Here is a 24426-nt window from a genome sequence, read left to right on the forward strand (position 1 = left end):
AAAAACCCGCCGTAGCGGGTTTTTAGACTGCGTCCGATTAGTGCTCGAACATTGCAGAGATGGATTCTTCGTTGCTGATACGACGAATCGCTTCTGCCAGCATCCCGGACAGGGTCAAAGTACGCACGTTAGGCAGGGCTTTGATTTCGTCGCTCAGTGGGATGGTGTCGCACACCACAACTTCATCAATAACGGAGTTGCGCAGGTTGTTGACAGCATTGCCAGAGAAGATCGGGTGGGTCGCGTAAGCGAATACGCGTTTAGCACCACGCTCTTTCAGGGCTTCGGCGGCTTTGCACAGAGTGCCGCCGGTATCGATCATGTCGTCAACCAGCACGCAGTCGCGGCCCGCTACGTCACCGATGATGTGCATCACCTGAGAAACGTTAGCGCGCGGACGACGCTTGTCGATAATGGCCATGTCGGTGTCGTTCAGCAGTTTTGCGATAGCACGTGCACGAACCACGCCGCCGATGTCCGGAGAAACCACAATCGGGTTATCCAGGTTCAGCTGCAGCATATCTTCGAGCAGGATTGGGCTACCGAATACGTTATCAACCGGAACGTCAAAGAAGCCCTGGATCTGCTCGGCGTGCAGGTCAACCGTCAGAACACGGTCAACGCCAACGCTTGAGAGGAAATCAGCGACAACTTTAGCGGTAATTGGCACACGAGCGGAACGGACGCGACGGTCCTGACGGGCATAACCAAAGTAAGGAATAACAGCGGTGATACGGCCAGCAGAAGCGCGGCGCAGAGCATCGACCATAACAACCAATTCCATCAGGTTGTCGTTAGTTGGAGCACAGGTGGACTGGATGATGAAAATATCACCACCGCGTACATTTTCGTTAATTTGTACGCTGACTTCGCCATCGCTAAAGCGACCTACGGCGGCGTCGCCAAGAGAAGTGTACAGGCGGTTGGCAATACGTTGTGCTAGTTCCGGGGTGGCGTTACCAGCAAAAAGCTTCATATCAGGCACGAGAAGAACCTCAGGCATGCGTCCAATGGTGGATAGCTTCACCGTAAACTGTGCGGGCCAGGCGAATGCTATCCAGGCGGTGTATTAAAGAGCGCGATGCAACGTCTGGAACAGGGTGACGTTGTCACCGAAACTCAGATTGCGCCAGAATGGCCTGCTGTAGCGGGGAGGTGTTCATACCACGCGCTACAAAACCATGCAGCCACTCTGGAGCCAGCTCGAGCACCTGACGTGCAGCAGATTCCGTGTCAAATTCAGCAAAGACACAGGCCCCTGTGCCAGTCAGGCGCGACGGCGCGTATTCTAACAGCCAGGAAAGCGCGACATCAACCTCGCGAAAACGTTTTCTTGCGATATCCTCACAATCGTTGCCAAATTCACACTTTAATAACGTTTCTATTGACCGAACCGGGGTGTTACGCGGAAGGTCCGGATCCTTAAAGATAACCGGCGTCGGAATGCTAACCCCAGGGTGGGCCACCAGATACCATTTTTCCGCCGGACTGACCGGGGAGAGGATCTCGCCCACCCCTTCGGCAAAGGCGGCGTGTCCGCGCACGAATACCGGCACGTCGGCACCAAGCGTTAACCCCAGCGCCGCCAGCTCATCGACCGACAGACCGCACCCCCACAGGTGATTAAGCACCACCAGCACGGTGGCGGCATTAGACGATCCGCCCCCAAGCCCGCCGCCCATCGGCAGGCGCTTGTCGACGCAGATATCGGCGCCGCTGCCCGCAGGCAAACGCCCCGACTGCGCCGCAGCCGCCATCAGCAGGCGGGCGGCACGCACAATCAGGTTCTCTTCATCCGGCACGCCTTCTACCGGTGTTAACAACCGAACCAGCCCGTCCTGGCGCGGTTCAATCGAAATCGTGTCGCCGTAGTCGATAAACTGAAACAGCGTCTGCAGGGTGTGATACCCGTCAGCACGCTGGCCGGTAATGTACAAAAACAGGTTCAGCTTTGCCGGTGAAGGCCAGTGGCTCATCATTTGACAATCCAGTTATCCATTTTGAGCTTAATGCGCTGACTGCCTTCGGTCAGTTCCAGGCTGGACGGCAGGGCCGGTTTGCTGTTGCTGTCATAACCGCCGTATACCACTTTCCATTTTTTGCCGTTCTGGCTGTAATTCACTTCGCTCAGGCGATACTGGTCGTCGAGCTTATAATCGGTGGCATCGCCCGGCAGGCCGAGGATCCACTGGCGCAGGCTGGTAATCGGGATCGGCATCCCGGTCAGCTTACCAATCATCTCTTCGGCATCGGTGCCGGTATATTTTTGGCCTTTATTATCGGTAATTTGTGCGGTGCCCGGCTGGGCAATCAGCTCCATTTCCGTGCTGCCAAGCGGATTCAGCAGCAGCAGGCGATAGCGATCCTGGCCGGTCTGCTGCCAGAAGAAGCGCGCGTACACTTTCTGCTGATCGGACAGATAAGCAAAGGCACCGCGCGTCTGGTACTGGTTCAGGGCGCGCACATCCTGTTGATGCTGGCGCCACTGAGGCGCGTCCGGGCTTTTGCCCGGGCCTTTCGGCGGCGTGATGGAACATGCGGTCAGCACCAGCGCGGCCAGGGGCAGCAGGCGAATCAGTCTGGTCATAATGGTGACAAATCCTTGAGATACGTGGCAGTTATATTCCTTAATGCTAGCGCCCGCCTGCGGCAGCGTCTACGCTCAAGTTGTCTTAATTCCTCAAATTAACGGTTAATAACAAGCGATAACCTATTACTCCGAAAGGGGGCAGTCTCTTTTATTGATCTCGCGCATCCTGTATGATGCGGCCTGCTAACCTTATTAACGCTGGTACTACTCCCGCTCATATGACCCTTTTAGCACTCGGTATTAACCACAAAACAGCCCCGGTTTCACTGCGAGAACGCGTAACGTTTTCGCCGGATACGCTCGACCAGGCGCTGGAAAGTCTCCTTGCCCAGCCAATGGTGCAGGGTGGCGTGGTGCTGTCGACGTGCAACCGCACCGAGCTGTATCTCAGCGTGGAAGAGCAGGACAACCTGCATGAGGTGCTGATCCGCTGGCTCTGTGAATACCACAAGCTGAACGAAGACGAGCTGCGCAATAGCCTTTACTGGCACCAGGATAACGACGCCGTTAGCCATTTGATGCGTGTCGCCAGCGGTCTGGATTCACTGGTGCTGGGCGAGCCGCAGATCCTCGGTCAGGTCAAAAAAGCGTTTGCGGATTCGCAAAAAGGCCATCTCAAGGCCAGCGAGCTGGAACGCATGTTCCAGAAATCTTTCTCTGTCGCCAAGCGTGTGCGAACCGAAACCGACATTGGTGCCAGTGCGGTTTCGGTTGCTTTCGCGGCCTGTACTCTGGCGCGACAAATCTTTGAATCCTTATCGACGGTTTCCGTGCTGCTGGTCGGCGCGGGTGAAACTATCGAGCTGGTCGCCCGTCATTTACGCGAGCACAAAGTTAAAAAAATGATTATCGCCAACCGAACCCGCGAGCGCGCTCAGGCGCTGGCAGACGAAGTCGGCGCGGAAGTGATCGCCCTGAGCGACATCGATGCGCGGCTGAATGAGGCCGATATCATTATCAGTTCCACTGCCAGCCCGCTGCCGATCATCGGCAAAGGTATGGTTGAGCGCGCCCTGAAATCCCGCCGTAATCAGCCGATGCTGCTGGTGGACATCGCCGTCCCGCGCGATGTCGAGCCGGAAGTGGGCAAGCTGGCGAACGCCTATCTTTACAGCGTGGACGATCTGCAGAGCATCATTTCGCACAACCTTGCCCAGCGTAAAGCGGCAGCGGTGCAGGCCGAGACAATTGTCGAGCAAGAAACCAGCGAATTTATGGCCTGGCTGCGCGCGCAAAGCGTCAGCGAGACCATTCGCGAGTACCGCGGTCAGGCGGAGCAGGTGCGTAATGAACTGACGGCCAAAGCGCTGGCCTCCCTGGAACAGGGTGGCGATCCGCAGGTCATCATGCAGGAACTGGCATGGAAACTGACCAACCGCCTGATCCATGCCCCAACCAAATCACTTCAACAGGCCGCCCGTGACGGGGACGACGAACGCCTGACCATTCTGCGCGACAGCCTCGGGCTGGAATAGCGCACTATACCCATAATTTTTATTACAAGGTGCCCCTACGCCTATGAAGCCCTCTATCGTCGCCAAACTGGAAGCGCTGCACGAGCGCCATGAAGAAGTTCAGGCGCTGCTCGGCGATGCCGCGACTATTGCTGACCAGGAACGTTTTCGCGCGCTGTCGCGCGAGTATGCACAGTTAAGTGATGTATCACGCTGCTTTACCGAGTGGCAGCAGGTTCAGGAAGATATCGAAACCGCGCAGATGATGCTCGACGACCCGGAAATGCGCGAAATGGCGCAGGAAGAGTTGCAGGACGCTAAAGCCCGCGCGGAAGAGATGGAGCAACAGCTGCAGGTGCTGCTGCTGCCAAAAGATCCGGACGATGAACGCAACGCCTTTGTCGAAGTCCGCGCCGGGACCGGCGGGGATGAAGCGGCGCTGTTTGCCGGGGACCTGTTCCGTATGTACAGCCGTTATGCGGAATCCCGCCGCTGGCGCGTGGAGATCATCAGCGCCAACGAAGGTGAGCATGGCGGCTATAAAGAAGTGATCGCCAAGATCAGCGGTGACGGCGTATATGGCCGCCTGAAGTTCGAATCCGGCGGTCATCGCGTTCAGCGCGTACCGGCCACCGAATCGCAGGGGCGTATTCACACCTCCGCCTGCACCGTGGCGGTAATGCCCGAGCTGCCGGAAGCCGAGCTGCCGGACATCAACCCGTCCGAGCTGCGCATCGATACCTTCCGTTCGTCCGGGGCAGGCGGTCAGCACGTTAACACCACCGACTCCGCGATCCGTATTACCCACCTGCCAACCGGTATTGTGGTGGAGTGTCAGGACGAACGTTCCCAGCACAAAAACAAAGCCAAAGCGCTGTCGGTGCTGGGGGCGCGTATTCGCGCAGCTGAAATCGCCAAACGTCAGCAGGCCGAAGCCTCAACCCGCCGCAACCTGCTGGGCACCGGCGATCGCAGCGATCGCAACCGGACCTATAACTTCCCGCAGGGGCGCGTCACAGACCACCGCATCAACCTGACGCTTTACCGTCTGGATGAGACGATGGAAGGCAAGCTGGATTCGTTGATCGAGCCGATCGTGCAGGAGTACCAGGCCGATCAGCTGGCGGCGCTGGCAGAGCAGGACTAATGGATTTTCAGCACTGGCTACGTCACGCGGTCAGCGAACTCAGCGCCAGCGACAGCCCGCGTCGCGACGCGGAGATCCTGCTGGGGCACGTCACCGGCAGGGCGCGGACCTATATTCTCGCCTTTGCTGAGACGGTGCTGACCCGCGACGAAGAGACTCAGCTGGCTGAGCTGCTGGCCCGGCGCAAAACCGGCGAGCCGGTGGCGCATCTGGTGGGCGAGCGCGAGTTCTGGTCGCTGCCGCTGTACGTCTCGGCGGCGACGCTGATCCCGCGCCCGGATACCGAATGTCTGGTGGAGCAGGCGCTGGCACGATTGCCCGCGTCGCCCGCGCGCATTCTGGATTTAGGCACCGGCACCGGGGCAATTGCCCTGGCGCTGGCCAGTGAACGCCCGGACTGTCAGGTCACAGCGGTTGATGTGATGCCCGACGCGGTGGCGCTGGCGCAGCGCAACGTCGACCGTCTGGCGCTGCCAAACGTCACCGTTGTGCACAGCAGCTGGTTTTCGGCGCTCGCCGATCGCCAGTTTGAGACCATCGTCAGCAACCCCCCCTATATTGATGAAGCCGATCCCCATCTGGGTGAAGGCGATGTGCGCTTCGAGCCGCGCAGCGCGCTGGTTGCCGCCGGGCAGGGGCTGGCCGATCTGAGCCAGATTATTACCGCCGCCCGCCAGCATCTGGTGAGCGGCGGCTGGCTGCTGCTGGAGCACGGCTGGACCCAGGGTGAAGCCGTGCGTGCGCTGTTCCTGCAGGCGGGTTATCAGCAGGTGGAAACCTGTCGCGATTATGGCGGCAATGAACGTCTGACCTTGGGTAAGTGGGCATGAACGGATTTTCGCTGCTGATCTCTGTGCATATCGCCGCCGTCGTGCTGACGGTCAGTTTTTTTGCGCTGCGCTACTGGTGGCGCTACAGCAATAATCAGCTTATCAACGCCCGCTGGGTGCGGGTCGCGCCGCACTGCATCGACACCGTGCTGTTTCTCTCGGGCGCGGGGTTGATGTGGGTGACGGGCTATCTGCCGTTTACCGATGATGGCGCATGGCTGACTGAAAAGCTGTTTGGCGTTATCATCTACATCGTTTTGGGTTTTATTGCGCTGGGGCGACATCGTCCGTGCAGCCAGCAGGTAGGCTTTGTTGCTTTTCTGCTGGGGCTGGTGGTGCTGTACATCATCATTAAACTCGCCACCACAAGAATACCGTTACTGGGGTAAGTCATGAAGTCCTTGGCCGATTTCGAATTTAATAAAGTGCCGCTGTGCGACGGCATGATCCAGGTCTCGGAGATGATCCGCGATGATTTCGTCTCGCAGAACGTCTACGACGAGCTGGAGAAGTTGGTGAGTCTGGCGCGTGAAGAGATTCATCAGACGCGCCCGCAGGACTGGCAGCTGGAAAAGCTGATTGAACTGTTCTACGGCGAATGGGGCTTCAGCGATAAGCGCGGCGTGTATCGTCTTTCCGATGCGCTGTGGCTCGATCAGGTTCTGGAACACCGCCAAGGCAGCGCCGTTGCGCTGGGGGCGATTTTGCTGTGGGTGGCGCACCGTCTGGATATCCCGCTGGTGCCGGTCATCTTCCCGACGCAGATGCTGCTGCGCGCCGAGTGGCTCGACGGAGAAATGTGGTTAATCAACCCGTTCAACGGCGACACTCTTGATGAACACACGCTGGACGTCTGGCTGAAGGGCAATATTAGTCCGCTGGCCGAGCTGTTCAATGAAGATCTGGACGAAGCGGACAACGCCGAAGTGGTGCGCAAGCTGCTGGACACCTTAAAATCTGCGCTGATGGAAGAGCGGCAGATGGAGCTGGCATTACGCGCCAGTGAGGTGCTGCTGCAGTTTAACCCGGAAGATCCGTACGAGATCCGCGACCGCGGCCTGATCTACGTCCAGCTGGAGTGCGACCACGTGGCGCTGACTGATTTGAATTATTTCGTTGAGCAGTGTCCGGAAGATCCGATCAGCGAAATGATTCGCGCGCAGATTAACTCCATCGCGCATAAACAGATTACGTTGCATTAATCTTAATTCCGATTCACCCCTGAATAAGGCGATCCTATGAAACAAAAAGTGGTTAGCATTGGCGATATCAAGGTAGCGAACGACCTGCCGTTCGTGCTATTCGGTGGCATGAACGTTCTGGAATCCCGCGATCTGGCGATGCGCATCTGCGAACACTACGTGACCGTTACCCAGAAGCTGGGGATCCCGTACGTGTTTAAGGCCTCTTTTGACAAAGCCAACCGCTCCTCTATTCACTCTTACCGTGGCCCGGGTCTGGAAGAGGGGATGAAGATTTTCCAGGAGCTGAAGCAGACGTTCGGCGTGAAAGTGATCACCGACGTTCACGAAGCCAGCCAGGCGCAGCCGGTTGCTGACGTGGTTGACGTGATCCAGCTGCCTGCGTTCCTCGCCCGTCAGACCGATCTGGTTGAAGCGATGGCGAAGACCGGTGCCGTCATCAACGTGAAAAAACCGCAGTTCGTCAGCCCGGGGCAGATGGGGAATATTGTCGACAAGTTTATCGAAGGCGGTAACGACAAAGTGATCCTCTGCGACCGTGGTTCCAACTTCGGCTATGACAACCTAGTTGTGGATATGCTGGGCTTCAGCGTGATGAAGAACGTGTCGAACCAGTCCCCGGTGATCTTCGACGTCACCCACGCCCTGCAGTGTCGCGACCCGTTTGGCGCCGCCTCTGGCGGTCGTCGTGCGCAGGTTGCTGAGCTGGCGCGTGCCGGTATGGCTACCGGTCTGGCGGGGCTGTTTATCGAAGCCCACCCGGATCCAGCCAATGCGAAATGCGACGGCCCGTCCGCACTGCCGCTGGACAAGCTGGAGCCGTTCCTGAAGCAAATCAAAGCGATTGACGACCTGGTCAAAAACTTTGACGAGCTGGACACCAGCAACTAATCGTCATGAATGAAAAAACCCGCCTCGGCGGGTTTTTTTTTGCCCAGTGACAGGCTAGGCAAAGATCGTCATCAGATACGCAACAAACAGCGCCATATGCGCCGCACCGTTCAGCACGTTGGTCCGCCCGGTAGAGAACGAAATCTGACACAGCACCAGCGAAGCGACCATCACAATCATCTCCGGAGCGCCAAGGCTAAACACCAGCTCGTTGCCGGTCAGGAAGGCAATCAACGTCACCACCGGAACGGTCAGGGAGATGGTGGCCAGCACCGAACCAAAGAACAGGTTCATGGCGCGCTGCACCTGATTGTTCAGCACCGCCCGCAGTGCCCCCAGCCCTTCCGGGGAGAGGATCAGCAGCGCGACGAGGAAGCCAGTAAAGGCCACCGGCGCATTCAGCTCTGTCAGCAGCGTTTCCAGCGGTGCCGCGTTCATTTTGGTCACGGCGATAACCGCAATCAGATGCACGATCAGCCAAATCGAGTGCCACAGATTGCTGTGCGCTGACGGTTTACCGTGATGCGGGTCATCGTCGTCGCCTTCATCTTCATGCTCATACACGAACAGGCTCTGGTGCGTTTTGGTCTGAATCAGCAAAAACACGCCGTACATCGCCGCTGAAATCAATGCCACCAGCAGGGCCTGACCGGTCGTAAAGTTGGCTCCGGGCAGCGCCATCGGAAACACCAGCACGATAATCGCCAGCGGGAAGAGGGCGATCAGATACTGTTTAATGCCAAACAGATTCACATACTGGGTAGCAAATTTACGCCCGCCCAGCAGCAGCGAGAAGCCAACCAGACCGCCGGTGACAATCATGATGATGGAATAAAGGGTGTCGCGCATCAGGGTCGGGGCGGCGTCGCCGGTCGCCATCAGGGCAGAAATGAGGCTCACTTCCAGAATAACGACAGAGAGACTTAAAATCAGGGAACCGTAGGGTTCGCCGAGGCGGTGGGCTAACACGTCAGCATGGCGCACCACGCTAAAAGCACTACTCAAAATACCGATAAGGGCAAGGATGTTAATGCCGATGACCACTGGCAGCGTCTGGCTATTTCCCCAGAAGAACAGCACCGCCAGCGCCAGCAGCGGGAAAATGAGAGACGTCTCCTTATGACGGGTTTTCACCGTCTCGTGTGTGGTTGTCATGTGATTCTCCATGTATGCAGGTGCTTGTAATTATAGATAGAAAAAGCGGAACGTTAAATTAACAGATTAGCGTTAACTTCCGCTTACCTTTTACCTGAATTTACGGTTTGGCTGTTTTAGGTGTTGAGTGAGCCATAATAAGACATTTTTGTTAAATATATCCTTAATAACAGTGAATTATAAAACAGAATAATCCGTTTATTCTTAAAGCTGGAAGCCGTCAACATTGTGAGCCACACTTAATAAGTGATTAAAAATAGGGGTTTGCAATGCCATACAAAACGAAAAGCGATTTACCCGACAGTGTCCAGCATGTGTTACCCGCACATGCGCAGGAGATCTACAAAGAAGCCTTCAACAGCGCCTGGGATCAGTATAAGGATAAAGACGACAGGCGGGACGATGCCACCCGGGAGGAGACCGCGCACCGCGTGGCCTGGGCGGCCGTGAAGCACGACTACCAAAAGGGGGACGACGACAAATGGCACAAGAAGAAATAGCCCGCTGATTAAATCAGGACAAATAGTTAGCAGCCTGCAATTTGATATTTAAGGCGGTTATTCATCCCCTGAGTTGCATGCGGCCGATTTATTGCATATCGTCACTGTAACTGCTTTCTAATTGAGCAGTAAAAAGACCTGGAAGGTTCATATAAAGGTATCGCAAGGAAGCAAGCAGTGGCAGAGGTGCAAAATGATTACGCGTGATTTTCTGATGAAGGCCGACTGTAAAACGGCCTTTGGTGATATTGAAGAGTCGCTGCTCTGGTCGGCTGAACAGCGTGCAGCGTCGCTGGCGGCAACGCTGGCGTGCCGTCCGGACGCCGGTCCCGTGTGGCTCTTTGGTTATGGTTCGTTGATGTGGAACCCGGCGCTGGACTATCAAGAGTCCGCCACCGGGACGCTGCCGGGCTGGCATCGCGCATTCTGTTTGCGCCTGACCGCCGGACGCGGCAGTGCCTGTCAGCCAGGCCGGATGCTTGCCCTGAAAGAGGGCGGACGCACCACGGGGGTGGCCTATCGCCTGCCGGACGCGACGCTGGAAGAGGAGCTGGCCCTGCTGTGGAAGCGTGAAATGATCACCGGCTGCTATATGCCGAGCTGGTGCAAGCTGGATCTCGATGACGGACGCACCGTCAACGCGCTGGTCTTTATAATGGATCCGCGCCATCCGCTGTTTGAAGCCGATACGCGCACGCAGGTGATTGCGCCGCTGATCGCCGCCGCCAGCGGACCGCTTGGCACCAATGCCCAGTACCTGTTCTCACTCGATCAGGAGCTGACGCGCCTCGGTATGCAGGATGATTGTCTGAATGAGCTGGTGTCGAACGTGCGGGCTTTACTGGAAAATAGCCTGCCCGAAACTCAACTGCGCGCGGGCTTTGCCTGAAAAAATGCCCGGTGGCCTTGCGGCGCACCGGGCGAGTATTGTTACGCGGCGACGAAGCTAATCGAATGCTCGAGAGACTGACTGTGGCTGTCGATCAGCACTTCCCAGGTGCCGGTATACGGCACCGTGAGCCACGCGTTGTCCCGATCCTCAACGCTTAAAATATCCGCCTGCGTTTTGCGCGGCGCTTTGTGGTTCATCAGATGAATATGACAACGCTCTGAGCAACGCACCACCACCGTATCCCCGCCAAACAATTTCAAACTTGCTTTCACCAGTGCCATTTTTTACCCCGTTTCTGGAAACAACGCTCTCCTTGCGGCTAATCCTGAGCGTGATGTTGTTCACAATTCACTCATGACATAACACCAAAGGGGAAGGCAGCCGATGCTGATTTTGATCAAAAAATGTCATAACCCTTAAACAAAAATGACAATATGCCTGAAAGCTTTCAGCTGACGCCGCATTACACGGCTTTCAGGCAGTGGATTGATATTAAATGCGGAAATGTCCGGCGGTTTCAGCGAGCTCGCCCGCCTGACCCTGCAGGGCGCTGGCCGCCGCGGCCGATTGCACCACCAGCTCGGCGTTCTGCTGCACCATACCGTCGAGGTGCGTCACCGCCCGGTTAATCTCCTGAATGCCTTTCATCTGCTCGCTGGTGGCGACGGTAATTTCCCGCATGATCCCCGACATGCTGCCGATGCTGGTGACGATCTCATCCATGCTCTGTCCGGCCAGATGGACGTAGCGTGAACCGGTCGCCACGCTGTTGGTGGTGGAATCAATCAGGGTTTTAATCTCTTTGGCCGCCTGGGCGCTGCGGCTGGCGAGATTACGCACCTCACCGGCTACCACCGCAAAGCCGCGACCCTGTTCGCCCGCGCGCGCCGCTTCTACCGAGGCGTTCAGCGCCAGGATGTTGGTCTGGAAGGCAATACCGTCAATCACGCTGGTGATGTCGCCAATCTGGGTAGACGCCGCTTCGATGGCCTGCATCGTTGAGATCGCCTGGGATACCACGCTGCCACCGCGTGAGGCGGCTTCAGAGGCTTTCTCGGCCTGGCTGTTAGCCACCGCCGCCGATTCGGTCGACTGGGCGACCGAGGCGGTGATCTGCTCTACGGCGCTGGCGGTTTCGCGCAGGCTGGAGGCCGCCTGTTCGGTACGACCGGAGAGATCCCGGTTACCGGCGGCAATCTCCTGGGCGGCATTTTTCACCGAGGCGCTGGCGTCGCGCAGCTGCACCATCACTACCGACAGCTTGTCGCTGAAGGCGTTAAACGCATGGGCAATCTGCGCCACCTCGTCGTCGCCTTTTTCCGGCAGACGCTGGGAGAGATCGTTGGTGCCATTGGCAATGGCGTGCATTGCGTCGCGGATCTCCGACAGCCTTTTCAGCAGGCGGGCAATCACAAAGTGGACCACCGCCCCGCTAAGCAGGACCAGGATGGCCAGCGACAGCCCCGAGGCCTTCACCAGGGTGCGCATCCCCGCGGTAGCATCCGCGCTGTCGAGGGCGACTATCAGCTGCCACTGGGTACCGGCAATCGGCGCGGCGGCGAAGGTTTTTGTCACCCCGTTAAACTGACCCACCACGCTGTTGCCGCGTTTCAGGGCATTGAGATCCACGTCGCTGATGACGTCGTTAAATCGCTTCAGCGTCAGGGCCGGATCGTTGGCAGCAATCACCGTGCCGTCGCTGTCGATCAGCAGACCGCTGCTGGCCGGGGTCGGGTGGATGCCCTGCACGTTGGCGATCACGCTATCCATTGCCACATCACCTGCCAGCACCGCTTTCAGCTCGCCGTTCTCTATCACCGGTACGGCAAAGGTGACCACCAGTTTTTTGGTGCCGGTATCGACATACGGGGCGGTGACCACCGGGCGACCTTCTTTGGCGGCCTGCTGATACCAAGGGCGTATGGTAGGATCGTAATCGTCAGGCACCCCGGCAGGCTCAGAGAATTTTGCCGTTTTGCTGGCATAGCCAACGTAGACGTTAATAAACCCGCCCGCCTGCGCCAGCTGTTTAAACATCGGCACCGGATCGTCGCTCAGGGCCACGCTCTGCAGGGAGTTGATCACCATCATCTTGCTGTTGACCCAGTCGCCGATCGCCAGACTGTGGCTGGCGCGGGTGCTGGCCAGCATATCGCGCTGCGACTGCTGGTTGTCCTCGCGCGTTACCTGGAAATTAATGACGGTATTAAGAAGAAGGGCGACGACCAGACAACCGACTGTCGCCGCGATAATACGAGCGCGAATTGACCTGAACATAGAGAAATACCTGCTGAGTGAGAATACAAAGCCTATCGGCAATGAGCAGGTAAACTTGATGCTGGAACCGCGGTCATAAGCAAAAAATATATTCTTTTGGAAATTATTAAAATGTTAATAATTTATCGGCAGCCAACGTCCACTGCGCCAGCTCGACCAGAGTGCCGATCTCAACCCCGTCAATCAGCGGCAGGGCGCTGATCCCACGCCCATCGGTGCAGGTCTTGCACAGCTTCACCGGCACATCCTGTGCGGTCAGGATCTCCAGCATCTGCTGAATGTTATACCCCTCGGCCGGTTTCTGCCCGCGCAGCCCGGCGGTTACCGCATCGGACATTAAAAACAGGCGTAAATCCAGCGCGTCTTCCTGTTCGCGCAGGGCGATGGCCAGCCGCAGGCTGTTAAATAACGACTCGCTGCCGTAGGCCGCGCCGTTGGCGACAATCACGATCTTCTGCATTTTGACTCCTGATAGTTGAAAAGGCATGAATATTGCTTATCTCCTTAACACACTGACCCGGGAGAGTAAGCATGACGATAATCACTGGCCGTCTACCCGGCGCCACTGAATGGTTCCAGCACGCCAGACTGATGCGCAAACAGCAGCTGTGCAAACTGGCGCAGCTCGGCACGCTGGTGAGCCGGATTAGCCACCTGGCGCATATGCTCCAGTGCGAGCGCGGGGCGTCGAATATCTGGCTCTGCTCGCAGGGTACGCTGTATGCCCTGGAGTGCAAGGCCAGCCGCGCGCTGGTCGACGATCAGCGCACGGCGCTGCACCATGCGCTGGGTACGCCGCTGATGGCCAGCAGCACCCTGTGCGAACGCGTCGCCAGCGCCCTGCAAAGCCTGGAGCAACTGCCTCAGCTTCGCGAGGCCATCACCGCCTGCTCGCTGCCCGCCGCCACGGCGATGGAACACTACAGCCGCGCCCTGCGCAATTTGCTCAGTATCGTGCCGCAGCTCAATGACAGCATTGACGATCCGCAAATCGCGGGCAGATTTGTCGCGCTCTACAGCCTGATGCAGGGCAAAGAGCTGGTGGGGCAGGAGCGGGCGCTGGGGGCGATCGGCTTTACCCAGGGCTTTTTCAGCGATGAGATGCGCCAGACCCTGGTGGATCGGATCGACGGGCAGCAGGCTTGCTTCGATGTTTTCCTCTCTCTGGCGCCGGTTGCGCTGCACGAGCACTTTACCCTCAGCGTGCCGGGTGCCGAGACCGAACAGCTGCGGCGGCAGGCCTGCACCCGCCAGCCCGCGGCGGATAAGGGCGTGCTGGCCCTGCACTGGTTCTCGTTGCAAACCGCGCGGCTGGAACAGCTGCGCACCCTCGAAGAGTTGCAGATCGCCGACCTGATGCTGGCGGTCGACGCGCTGATCGCCCGGGCTGACGACTACCCGGCAGAAGAGCCGCTGGCGGATGAACCCCTGGCGCTGTATCCGCAAAAGCCGCTCCTGCCGCTGGTGCGCCAGCAGGCGCGCGAGATTGAACAACTCTCCCGCCAGCTGGCCTCAATGCGCGACACGCTGGAGGAGCGCAAGGTGATCGATAAAGCCAAAAGCGTACTTATGACCCATCAGCAGATGAGCGAGGAGCAGGCCTGGTGCCAGCTGCGCAAAATGGCGATGGATAAAAATCAGAGGATGGTGGATATCGCCCGGGCGCTGCTGACGGTGAAGGCGCTGTGGCAGGAGACCTCCAAAGGCTAGTTGCACTGCGGACGGGCAACGCCTGCATGATTCAGGTGCGTTTTACCTGCCCGCAGGCAGAAAAAGCCCGTCGGGAAAGGATTTAAAAGCTGGCATCATCTTTGCAATAGTTAATTAACAATGTTAGACGGCGCGCCAACGGCGGTGCGCCAGTCTTCAGGATAAAGGCGTCCTGCAGTGCTTCGGCACTGCCGGGCGCTTTTTTTTGGCATTTTTTCGGGAGTGAGCATGGTGGAATGGACAAGACGGCGTTTCTTACAGGCCAGCGCGCTGGCGGGCGGGGCAATGATGTTGCCGGGCCTGATGCAGACCGCGTGGGCCGCAGGCTCCGATAAGCCGGAGCTCGATACCGTGCGCGTCGGCTTTATCCCGCTGACCGACTGCGCGCCGCTGGCGATCGCGGCTTATAAAGGGTTCGATAAAAAATACGGCTTTACCCTGGTGCCGACCAAAGAGGCCAGCTGGGCCGCCGTCCGCGACAAGCTGGTGGCGGGGGAACTCGACGCTGCACACATTCTTTACGGCCTGCTGTACGGCCTGGAGCTGGGGATCGCCGGGAAGCCTAAACAGATGGCGAACCTGATGACCCTCAACCAGAACGGGCAGGCGATCACCCTCTCGAGCGAGCTGGCGCAGCAGGGCGTGCGCGACGTCGAGGGGCTGAAAAAGCTGATTGGACAGCAGGCACCGGGCAGCTACACCTTCGCCCATACCTTCCCGACCGGCACCCACGCCATGTGGCTCTACTACTGGCTGGCGAGTGCGGGCATCAATCCATTCGACGACGTGCGCACCGTGGTGGTGCCGCCGCCGCAGATGGTGATGAACATGCGCATCGGCAACATGGTTGGCTTTTGCGTCGGCGAGCCGTGGAACGCGCGCGCCATCAATGACCGGATCGGCTTTACCGCTGCCACCTCCCAGTCGGTATGGCCAGAGCACCCGGAAAAAATCCTCGGTACCCGCCAGGAGTGGGTCGAGAGTCACCCGAACACCGCCCGGGCGCTGGTCAGCGCCCTGCTGGAGGCGCAGCGCTGGATCGATGCCTCGCCGCAGAACAAGCAGGAGACCGCCCAGCTGCTGGCGCGTCGCGCCTGGCTCAACACCAAAGAGCAGTACCTCACCGGGCGCATGCTGGGGGAGTACGACAACGGCGTCGGACAGCGCTGGCAGGATACCAACCCGATTCGCTTCTTCGGCGAGGGGGCGGTCAGCTACCCGTGGCACTCCGACGGCATGTGGTTCTTAACCCAGTTCCGCCGCTGGGGGCTGCTGAAAACCGACCCGGATTACGCCGCCATCGCCAAACGCATTAACCGCACCGATATCTGGCAGGACGCTGCTACCGCGGTGGGAGGGATTTCAACACCTTCGTCACCGCTGCGCAGCAGCCGGCTGATGGACGGCACCGTCTGGAACGGGACCGATCCGAAAGCGTACGCCAACAGTTTTGCCATTCACCGTACAGGGGCCTGATATGAAAAAAGTAAACACCAAAGCGGCACCCGCCGCGCCGGTCAGCGGTGAAGTCATCACCCTGCCGCCGGTTCAGGTACGCCGTCGCGCACCGGCCTTCGCCCGGCAGATTAATGCCCTGCTGCAGCGGCTGATCCCGGCAGTGCTCGGTCTGGGGCTGCTGGTGCTGGCCTGGCAGCTGGCCGCGCTGAACAGCAAAGGCTTTCCGACGCCGCTCAGCACCCTGGATTCGGCCATGACGCTGTTTGCCGATCCGTTCTACCGTGACGGGCCAAACGACATGGGGGTGGGCTGGAACGTGCTGGCTTCCCTGCAGCGCGTGGCCATCGGTTTTGGTCTGGCGGCGCTGGTCGGGATTCCGCTGGGGTTCCTGATCGGCCGTTTCACCTTTCTGGCCCGCATGTTTAACCCGCTGATTGCGCTCCTGCGTCCGGTCAGCCCGCTGGCCTGGCTGCCGATTGGCCTGCTGCTGTTTCAGAAAGCAGAACCCGCCTCCAGTTGGACCATTTTTATCTGCTCGATCTGGCCGATGGTGATTAACACCGCCGAAGGGGTACGCCGCATTCCGGAAGATTACCTCAACGTGGCGCGGGTATTGCAGCTCTCAGAGTGGACGGTGATGCGCCGCATTCTGTTCCCGGCGGTGCTGCCTGCGGTCCTGACCGGGGTACGTCTCTCCATCGGCATCGCCTGGCTGGTGATTGTCGCGGCAGAGATGCTCACCGGGGGGCTGGGGATCGGCTTCTGGATCTGGAACGAGTGGAACAACCTCAACGTTGAAAACATTCTTATCGCCATCGTCATTATCGGCGTGGTCGGTTTACTGCTGGAGCAGGGGCTGATGCTGATCGCCCGTCGTTTCAGCTGGCAGGAAAAATAAGGAGCGCACATGAAACCATTAATTCAGGTCCAGGCCGTCAGCCAACGTTTTTCCACCGCCAGCGGCGAGTTTCTGGCGCTGCAGAACGTCTCATTTGATATTCACGAAGGGGAGACCGTCAGCCTGATTGGTCACTCCGGCTGCGGCAAGTCAACGCTGCTGAACCTGATCGCGGGCATCACCTTGCCTACCGAGGGCGGGCTGCTCTGTGACAACCGTGAAATTGCCGGGCCAGGCCCGGAGCGGGCGGTGGTATTCCAGAACCACTCCCTGCTGCCGTGGCTGACCTGCTTCGACAACGTGGCGCTGGCGGTGGATCAGGTGTTCCGCCGCAGCATGAGCAAAGCGGAACGCCGGGAGTGGATCGAGCACAACCTCGATCGGGTGCAGATGGGGCACGCCATCCACAAACGCCCCGGCGAGATTTCCGGCGGCATGAAGCAGCGCGTCGGCATTGCCCGCGCGCTGGCGATGAAACCAAAAGTTTTGCTGATGGATGAGCCCTTTGGTGCCCTCGACGCTCTGACCCGCGCCCATCTGCAGGATTCAGTGATGAAAATCCAGCAGGAGCTGAATACCACCATCGTGCTGATCACCCACGACGTGGACGAAGCGGTGCTGCTCTCGGATCGGGTGCTGATGATGACCAACGGCCCGGCGGCGACGGTCGGTGAGATATTGCGCGTCGACCTGCCGCGCCCGCGTAACCGGGTGCAGCTGGCGGAAGACAGCCGCTATCACCATATGCGTCAGCAGATCCTGCATTTCCTCTACGAAAAACAGCCGAAAGCGGCCTGAGGAGCACCCCATGCGCCTGGTCATCATTGGAAACGGGTTGGCGGCAACGCGGCTGATTGCCTCGTTAACCGACCGCGCGCCCGGCCGCTTCGCCATCACGGTGATTGGCGACGAGCGGGTGCCTGCCTACAACCGCATTCAGCTTTCGCCGGTGCTCGGGGGCGAAAAAAGTGTCGCCGCCATCCGGCTGCACGATGACGAATGGTATCGCCAGCGCGGCGTAACGGTGCTGTGCGGTGAGCGGGTGCTGGGGGTGGATGTTGCGGCGCAGACGCTCAGCACCGACCGCCGTGAACTGGCATGGGATGAACTGGTGTTTGCCACCGGATCCCAGCCGTTTGTGCCGCCGATCCCCGGCAGCCAGCTGCCCAACGTCTTCACCTTTCGCACGCTCGATGACGTGAACGCCATTCTTGCCACCCCCGGTCCGGCGGTGGTGTTGGGCGGCGGGGTATTGGGGGTGGAAGCGGCGGCGGCGTTACAGCTTCAATGTGACAACGTCACTTTAATTCATCGCGGCCCGTGGCTGATGGAGCAGCAGCTCGACAGCCACGCCGGATTGCTGCTGGAGCAGGCGCTCGACGCGCGCGGGATCCGCTGCGAGCTGAACGCCGGGCTGACGCAGATCGCCGCCGACTCCGTGACCCTCACCAGCGGCCGCACGCTTGCCGCCAGTCGGGTGCTGCTGGCGACGGGCGTCACGCCGAACATCGCCCTGGCGCAGGCCAGCGGTGTGCCGTGCGGGCGCGGCATTCAGGTAGATGATCAGATGTGCACCGCGTTACGCGGCATCAGCGCCATCGGCGAGTGCTGCGAAATTGATGGCCAGATCTGGGGCCTGGTGGCGCCATGTCTGGCGCAGGCGGAGATCCTCGCCGCCCGGCTGGCAGGCGACAGCGTCACCCCGTTTACCCCGAGCGAAGGCGGCATGCGCCTGAAAGTTACCGGGGTGGAGTTGTTCAGCGCCGGGCAGGTGAACGCCCAGGCTGACGATGCGGTGTGGACCAGCTGGGATCCGCTGACCCGCCATTATCGCCGCTTACTGATCCGTAACGGCACGCTGGCAGGCGTGCTGCTGATGGGGGATTGCCGTAGCGCGGCCACCCTCACTGATTTACTGGCTACGCCAGAGCCCGCTCAGGCGGACTGGCTGTTCGATCAATTCACTACGCAGCCGCAGGTTGCAGGACAGAACGCTATGACAAAACCTACTCTGGTGGTGGTTGGGCACGGTATGGTCGGCCACCATTTTCTTGAAGACTGCGTAAACCGCAATCTGCATCAGCAATACCAGATCGTGGTCTTCGGCGAAGAGCGTTATGCCGCCTATGACCGGGTCCATCTTTCGGAATACTTTGCCGGACGCAGCGCCGATTCGCTGTCGATGGTGGCGGGGGATTTCTTTGCCGATAACGGCATTGAGTTGCGCCTGTCCCAGCAGATTGTGGCGATCGACCGTGAGGCGCGCGTGGTGCGCACCGCAGGCGGGCACGAGACCCATTGGGATAAACTGGTGATGGCCACCGGCTCCTGGCCGTTTGTGCCGCCGGTGCCGGGACGCGAGCTGGCGGGCTGCTTTGTCTACCGCACGCTGGACGACCTCGACCACATTGCCGCTCACGCCAAACATTCACGCACCGGGGTGGTGATTGGCGGCGGGCTGCTGGGGCTGGAGGCGGCTAACGCGCTCAAGCAGCTGGGTCTGGAGACACATGTGGTGGAGTTTGCCCCGAATCTGATGGCGGTGCAGCTTGATAACGACGGCGCGGCGATGCTGCGGCGTAAAATTGAAGCCCTCGGGGTGGGAGTGCATACCAGCAAAGCGACTACTGAGATTGCTGAAACTGACGCGGGGATGGTGCTGCGCTTCGCTGACGGCAGCGAACTGGCCACCGACATGGTGGTGTTCTCAGCCGGGATCCGTCCGCAGGATGCGCTGGCCCGCGAATGTGGCCTACAGCTTGGGGAGCGCGGCGGGATCGGCATCGACAACCAGTGCCGCACCTCCGATGAAGACATCTTCGCCATCGGCGAATGCGCCCTCTGGGACGGTAAAATTTACGGTCTGGTGGCTCCCGGCTACCAGATGGCGCGGGTGGCGTCTGCCGCGCTGGCGGGGGAAGACAACGCCTTCAGCGGGGCGGATATGAGCACTAAACTGAAGCTGCTCGGCGTAGACGTGGCTTCGTTCGGCGATGCCCACGGCCGCACGCCGGGATCCCAGAGCTACCAGTGGACCCACGGGCCACAGCAGATCTACAAAAAAATCGTGGTCAGCGCCGACGGCAAAACCCTGCTCGGCGGCGTGCTGGTAGGGGATGCCAGCGAATATGCCACTCTGGTGCAGATGATGCTCAACGACATCAGCCTGCCGAAAGATCCGGAAACCCTGATCCTGCCCGCCGTTGCCGGTAGCGCGCCAAAAGCGCTGGGTGTGGCGGCCCTGCCGGACAGCGCGCAGATCTGCTCCTGTCACAACGTCAGTAAAGGCGATATCTGCCAGGCCGTCAGCAACGGTGCCATCGAGATCGGGACGGTAAAACAGTGCACCAAAGCGGGTACCGGCTGCGGGGGCTGCACCGCGCTGGTCAAACAGGTGATGGAGTTCCAGCTTGCCGCCCAGGGCGTGGAAGTGAAGAAAGATATCTGCGAGCACTTCGCGTATTCGCGTCAGGAGATCTACCACCTGGTGCGCGTCAACCGCATCCATACCTTTGACCAGCTGATTAGCCGCTACGGCCAGGGCCACGGGTGCGAGATCTGTAAGCCGCTGGTCGGGTCGGTGCTGGCCTCCTGCTGGAATGAATACCTGCTGAAACCGGCACATTTGCCGCTGCAGGACACCAACGACCGCTTCTTTGCCAATATTCAGAAAGACGGCACCTACTCGATTGTGCCGCGCATGGCGGCGGGGGAAGTGTCTGCTGACGGGCTGATCGCCATCGGCCAGATTGCCAAACGCTATCAGCTGTACAGCAAAATCACCGGCGGGCAGCGTATCGACCTGTTTGGTGCCCGGCTGGAGCAACTCCCGGAGATCTGGCAGCTGCTGATCGACGCCGGGTTTGAAACCGGCCACGCTTACGGCAAATCCCTGCGCACGGTGAAATCCTGCGTTGGCTCCACCTGGTGTCGTTACGGCGTGCAGGACTCCACCGGGCTGGCGGTGACCCTCGAGAACCGCTACAAGGGGCTACGCGCGCCGCATAAGATCAAGATGGCGGTGTCGGGCTGTACCCGCGAGTGCGCCGAAGCCCAGAGTAAAGACGTGGGGGTGATCGCCACCGACAAGGGGTGGAACCTGTACCTCTGCGGTAACGGCGGCATGAAGCCGCGCCATGCGGATCTGTTTGCCAGCGATCTCGATGACGCCACGCTGCTGCGCTACGTCGACCGCTTCCTGATGTTCTACATCCGCACCGCCGATCGCCTGCAGCGCACCAGCACCTGGATGGATAACCTCGAAGGCGGGCTGGACTACCTGCGGGAAGTGATTATCGACGACAGCCTCGGCCTTGCCGACGAGCTGGAGCAGGAGATGGCCCGCGTCGTGGAAACCTACCAGTGCGAATGGCAAACCACCCTGCAGGATGCTGGCCGTCTGGCGCAGTTCCGCACGTTGGGCAGCGACGCGCAACCGGCGACTCACAAACGCTGGCAGGACGTTTGCACCGTGGAAGATATCCCCGAACAGGCCGGAATTGGTGCCCGACTGGGTCAGCAGCAAATTGCGCTGTTCCGCTTTGGTAAGGCGATTTATGCCCTGGAAGATCGCGAGCCGGGCGGCGACGCCAGCGTGCTGTCCCGTGGCATTCTGGGTGATGCGGGCGGCGAGCCGGTGGTGATCTCCCCGCTGTACAAAACGCGGATCCGCCTGCGCGATGGACGTCAGTTCGAGACTGGTGAAGTGGCGGTGCGCGCCTGGCCGGTGAAAATTGACGGCGACCGGGTGCTGGTGGGTAGCGAAGAACTGGTGATGCGCGCGGAGGCTTCATGACGGAAACCCGATCCACCTGTCCCTACTGCGGCGTTGGCTGCGGGGTGATCGCCCGGGTTGACGCGGGTGAAGTGAGCGTGCGCGGCGATGACAGCCACCCGGCCAATTTTGGCCGCCTGTGCGTGAAAGGCTCGGCGTTAGGGGAGACCACCGGACTGGCGGGACGCCTGCTGCAGCCGGAAGTCGACGACCAGCCGGTCAGCTGGGACCAGGCGCTACAGACGGCGGGCCAACGCCTGCGTGAGATTATCGACACTTACGGCCCGCAGGCGGTGGCGTTTTACGCCTCCGGCCAGCTGCTGACCGAAGATTACTACGCCGCCAACAAGCTGATGAAGGGCTTTATCGGTGCGGCGAATATCGACACTAACTCCCGGCTGTGCATGTCCTCGGCGGTGGTGGGCTACAAGCGCGCCTTCGGCGAAGACATTGTCCCCTGCAGCTATGAAGACATTGAACAGACCGACCTGGTGGTGCTGGTGGGGTCCAACGCCGCCTGGACCCATCCGGTGCTTTATCAGCGGCTGGTGCAGGCGCGGGCCAACCATCCGCAGATGAAAGTGGTGGTGATCGACCCCAGGCGCACCGCCACCTGCGACATTGCCGATCTGCATCTGGCCCTGACCCCGGGCAGCGATGCCGGACTGTTTGTTGGCCTGCTGAACGCCATTGACGGCGAAGAGGGCGATGCGCAGCAGCGGGCGCGCGACTGGCCGTTGGCGCGGGTGGCGGCGTTTTGCGGCCTGGCAGAAGACGATATCGCCACCTTTTATGCCTGGTTTATCGCCGCTCCGCGCGCGGTTACGCTGTACACGATGGGCATAAATCAGTCCGCCAGCGGCAGCGACAAGTGCAATGCGATCATCAACGTCCATCTGGCGAGCGGCAAAATTGGCCGCGACGGCTGCGGGCCGTTTTCGCTGACCGGGCAACCGAATGCGATGGGCGGACGCGAAGTGGGCGGGCTGGCAAATCAGCTGGCGGCGCACATGAACTTTACCCCGGACGATCTCAGCCGGGTGGCCCGCTTCTGGGGCACCGAGCGGCTGGCGCAGACCCCGGGACTGATGGCGGTGGAGCTGTTCGACGCCATCGCCCGGGGCGAGGTGAAAGCGGTGTGGATCATGGGCACCAACCCGGCAGTATCGTTGCCCGACAGCCATGCGGTATGCCAGGCGCTGGCCGCCTGTCCGCTGGTGATGGTCTCTGAGGTGATGCGCGATACCGACACCAGCCGCTTCGCCCACATTCGCTTTCCGGCCCTCGGCTGGGGCGAAAAAGACGGCACGGTCACCAACTCCGAGCGGCGGATCTCACGCCAGCGCGCCTTTCTCCAGGCACCTGGGGAGGCGAAAGCCGACTGGTGGATCATCGCCCGCATCGCAGAGCAGCTGGGCCATGGCGCGGCCTTTGCCTGGGATCATCCCCATGCCATTTTTGCCGAACACGCCGCCCTGTCAGCCTTTGAAAACCACGGCGAGCGGGCGTTTAACCTGGTAGAACTGGCGCAGCTGACCCGCGCCGGGTGGGACGATCTTGCCCCCTGGCAGTGGCCGATTGACCGTGAGGCACTGACCCGCGCCCACCGGGTGCCGGTCACTCCGCAGGAACACGGCGCAACGCCGGACGCGCTGTATCCCTTTATTCTCAACAGCGGACGCATTCGCGATCAGTGGCATACCATGACCCGCACCGGCTATGTGCCCAGGCTGATGCAGCACCGCGACGAGCCGACGGTGGACGTCTCCCCGGAGGATGCGGCGCGCCTCGGCGTAGCGGACGGCCAGCTGGCCCGCATCAGCTCCGCGCGCGGGCTGATGGTCGCCCGGGCGCGGATTAACGACGGACAGCGGGTCGGGGAGCTGTTTGCCCCGATGCACTGGAACAGCTGCTTCTCGCGCCAGGGCAAGATCAATGCGCTGGTGGAAGGGCGCTGCGATCCTCACTCCGGTCAGCCGGAGAGCAAACAGACCGCGGTGCGGCTGATGCCCTGGCAACCCGCCTGGCAGGGGGAACTCTACAGCCGGGACGAACTCACGTTGCCGGCCTCGGTTAACTGGTGGCGCAAGGCCACATCCGGCGTGTCGCGTCTGACCCTCGCGGGGGATAAACCGCTGCTGACGTGGCTGATGAACCACTGCAGCTCGCACGGCTGGCAGTTACAGGTGGCGCAGACCGGGGAGCGTAGCAGCCTGTTGGCCTGGCATCACAACCAACTGATGCTCGGCTACTGGGAAGGTACCGCGCTGCCAACCCTTGCCCATGCGGTGATTGCCGCAGCCTTTGAGTCGGCACCCGCCGAGCTCGCTGAGCGGCATGCGTTATTGAACGGACAGGGGGCGGGGGAGCAGGTTGATCCGGGGCGCATCATCTGTAGCTGTTTTAGCATTGGCGAGAAGGCGATTCAGCAGGCCATCGTTGAAGGATGTGATTCCGCTGCGGCACTGGGAGGCAAGCTGCGCTGCGGCACTAACTGCGGCTCCTGCGTGCCGGAACTGAAGGCGATGCTGTGTGTAAAGGCGTAACTGCGTCATGTGGCGTTACGCTTACCCGACCGACGTTCCCCGTATTGCCCTCTGGATTCAGGAAATTCCTGAAATTGTGCTTAAGGCTGTAATTGTTTCCAG

At 60.0% G+C, this 24426-nt stretch carries 21 protein-coding genes; 14 read left to right on the forward strand and 7 right to left on the reverse strand.

Going from position 1 to position 24426, the window contains the following annotated elements:
* Positions 1-37: 37 nt before the first annotated feature.
* The 3 genes from prs to lolB all read right to left on the reverse strand — a co-directional run bounded on the left by prs (position 38) and on the right by lolB (position 2587).
* Complete coding sequence (prs, locus tag M8014_RS19945) at positions 38-985, reverse strand: ribose-phosphate diphosphokinase (protein ID WP_003856663.1); 948 nt, start codon at positions 983-985, stop codon at positions 38-40.
* Between the two features lie 124 nt (positions 986-1109).
* Positions 1110-1976 (reverse strand): 4-(cytidine 5'-diphospho)-2-C-methyl-D-erythritol kinase, encoded by an 867-nt coding sequence (gene ispE / locus M8014_RS19950; RefSeq protein WP_271284291.1) that lies wholly within the window; start codon positions 1974-1976, stop codon positions 1110-1112.
* Positions 1976-2587, reverse strand: coding sequence for a lipoprotein insertase outer membrane protein LolB (lolB, locus tag M8014_RS19955; protein WP_271284113.1), 612 nt, complete (start codon positions 2585-2587; stop codon positions 1976-1978). Before lolB ends, ispE begins: the two co-directional genes overlap by 1 nt.
* A gap of 221 nt (positions 2588-2808) precedes the next feature.
* On the opposite strand from lolB, the gene hemA reads away from it, so the two are divergent.
* From hemA to kdsA, 6 genes are read left to right on the forward strand one after another with little or no spacing between them, the layout of a single operon-like run.
* Positions 2809-4065, forward strand: a complete 1257-nt coding sequence (hemA, locus tag M8014_RS19960) for a glutamyl-tRNA reductase (RefSeq protein WP_271284114.1) — start codon at positions 2809-2811, stop codon at positions 4063-4065.
* A 43-nt stretch (positions 4066-4108) separates the two neighbouring features.
* Positions 4109-5191, forward strand: coding sequence for a peptide chain release factor 1 (gene prfA / locus M8014_RS19965; RefSeq protein ID WP_271284115.1), 1083 nt, complete (start codon positions 4109-4111; stop codon positions 5189-5191).
* Positions 5191-6021: a peptide chain release factor N(5)-glutamine methyltransferase gene (prmC, locus tag M8014_RS19970; RefSeq protein WP_271284116.1), complete on the forward strand. Its 831-nt coding sequence runs from the start codon at positions 5191-5193 to the stop codon at positions 6019-6021. The genes prfA and prmC overlap by 1 nt, the downstream gene beginning before the upstream one ends.
* Positions 6018-6410 (forward strand): invasion regulator SirB2, encoded by a 393-nt coding sequence (sirB2, locus tag M8014_RS19975; protein WP_271284117.1) that lies wholly within the window; start codon positions 6018-6020, stop codon positions 6408-6410. Before prmC ends, sirB2 begins: the two co-directional genes overlap by 4 nt.
* A 3-nt stretch (positions 6411-6413) precedes the next feature.
* Entirely contained in the window at positions 6414-7223 is an 810-nt protein-coding gene (gene sirB1, locus M8014_RS19980; RefSeq protein ID WP_271284118.1) for an invasion regulator SirB1, read from the forward strand.
* 36 nt (positions 7224-7259) lie between these two features.
* A complete protein-coding gene (gene kdsA, locus M8014_RS19985) occupies positions 7260-8114 on the forward strand; it encodes a 3-deoxy-8-phosphooctulonate synthase (RefSeq protein ID WP_271284119.1) in 855 nt (284 codons plus the stop codon).
* Positions 8115-8168: 54 nt separating this feature from the next.
* On the opposite strand, the gene chaA is transcribed toward kdsA, so the two are convergent.
* A complete protein-coding gene (chaA, locus tag M8014_RS19990) occupies positions 8169-9269 on the reverse strand; it encodes a sodium-potassium/proton antiporter ChaA (protein WP_271284120.1) in 1101 nt (366 codons plus the stop codon).
* Positions 9270-9538: 269 nt separating this feature from the next.
* Between chaA and chaB the strand changes: the two genes are divergently transcribed.
* Positions 9539-9769, forward strand: coding sequence for a putative cation transport regulator ChaB (gene chaB, locus M8014_RS19995; protein ID WP_271284121.1), 231 nt, complete (start codon positions 9539-9541; stop codon positions 9767-9769).
* Between the two features lie 193 nt (positions 9770-9962).
* Positions 9963-10658 carry a gamma-glutamylcyclotransferase gene (locus M8014_RS20000; RefSeq protein ID WP_271284122.1) on the forward strand — a complete coding sequence of 232 codons (696 nt, stop codon included), beginning with the start codon at positions 9963-9965 and terminating at the stop codon, positions 10656-10658.
* A gap of 41 nt (positions 10659-10699) precedes the next feature.
* Here M8014_RS20000 and M8014_RS20005 read toward each other — a convergent pair whose 3' ends face one another.
* The 3 genes from M8014_RS20005 to M8014_RS20015 all read right to left on the reverse strand — a co-directional run bounded on the left by M8014_RS20005 (position 10700) and on the right by M8014_RS20015 (position 13398).
* The gene (locus M8014_RS20005) at positions 10700-10942 is read right to left on the reverse strand and encodes a DUF1883 domain-containing protein (protein WP_271284123.1); all 243 of its coding nucleotides are present in this window, start codon (positions 10940-10942) and stop codon (positions 10700-10702) included.
* Positions 10943-11153: 211 nt separating this feature from the next.
* A complete protein-coding gene (locus M8014_RS20010; protein ID WP_271284124.1) occupies positions 11154-12938 on the reverse strand; it encodes a methyl-accepting chemotaxis protein in 1785 nt (594 codons plus the stop codon).
* Positions 12939-13044: 106 nt separating this feature from the next.
* A complete protein-coding gene (locus M8014_RS20015; protein ID WP_271284125.1) occupies positions 13045-13398 on the reverse strand; it encodes a DsrE/DsrF/TusD sulfur relay family protein in 354 nt (117 codons plus the stop codon).
* A gap of 71 nt (positions 13399-13469) precedes the next feature.
* Here M8014_RS20015 and nasR point away from each other — a divergent pair, with 71 nt between their 5' ends.
* From nasR to M8014_RS20045, 6 genes are all read left to right on the forward strand, one after another.
* Entirely contained in the window at positions 13470-14648 is a 1179-nt protein-coding gene (gene nasR, locus M8014_RS20020) for a nitrate regulatory protein NasR (protein WP_271284126.1), read from the forward strand.
* Between the two features lie 228 nt (positions 14649-14876).
* Positions 14877-16124, forward strand: a complete 1248-nt coding sequence (locus M8014_RS20025) for a CmpA/NrtA family ABC transporter substrate-binding protein (RefSeq protein WP_271284127.1) — start codon at positions 14877-14879, stop codon at positions 16122-16124.
* Between the two features lies 1 nt (position 16125).
* Positions 16126-17004 carry a nitrate ABC transporter permease gene (gene ntrB, locus M8014_RS20030; RefSeq protein ID WP_271284128.1) on the forward strand — a complete coding sequence of 293 codons (879 nt, stop codon included), beginning with the start codon at positions 16126-16128 and terminating at the stop codon, positions 17002-17004.
* A gap of 9 nt (positions 17005-17013) precedes the next feature.
* Positions 17014-17802, forward strand: coding sequence for an ABC transporter ATP-binding protein (locus M8014_RS20035; protein WP_271267555.1), 789 nt, complete (start codon positions 17014-17016; stop codon positions 17800-17802).
* 10 nt (positions 17803-17812) lie between these two features.
* The gene (gene nirB, locus M8014_RS20040) at positions 17813-21799 is read left to right on the forward strand and encodes a nitrite reductase large subunit NirB (RefSeq protein ID WP_271284129.1); all 3987 of its coding nucleotides are present in this window, start codon (positions 17813-17815) and stop codon (positions 21797-21799) included.
* On the forward strand, positions 21796-24324 hold the full coding sequence (locus tag M8014_RS20045) for a nitrate reductase (protein ID WP_271284130.1): 2529 nt from the start codon (positions 21796-21798) through the stop codon (positions 24322-24324). Before nirB ends, M8014_RS20045 begins: the two co-directional genes overlap by 4 nt.
* Positions 24325-24426: the final 102 nt, after the last annotated feature.

This window comes from Silvania hatchlandensis, assembly GCF_025564065.1.
Taxonomy (GTDB): Bacteria; Pseudomonadota; Gammaproteobacteria; order Enterobacterales; family Enterobacteriaceae; genus Enterobacter; species Enterobacter hatchlandensis.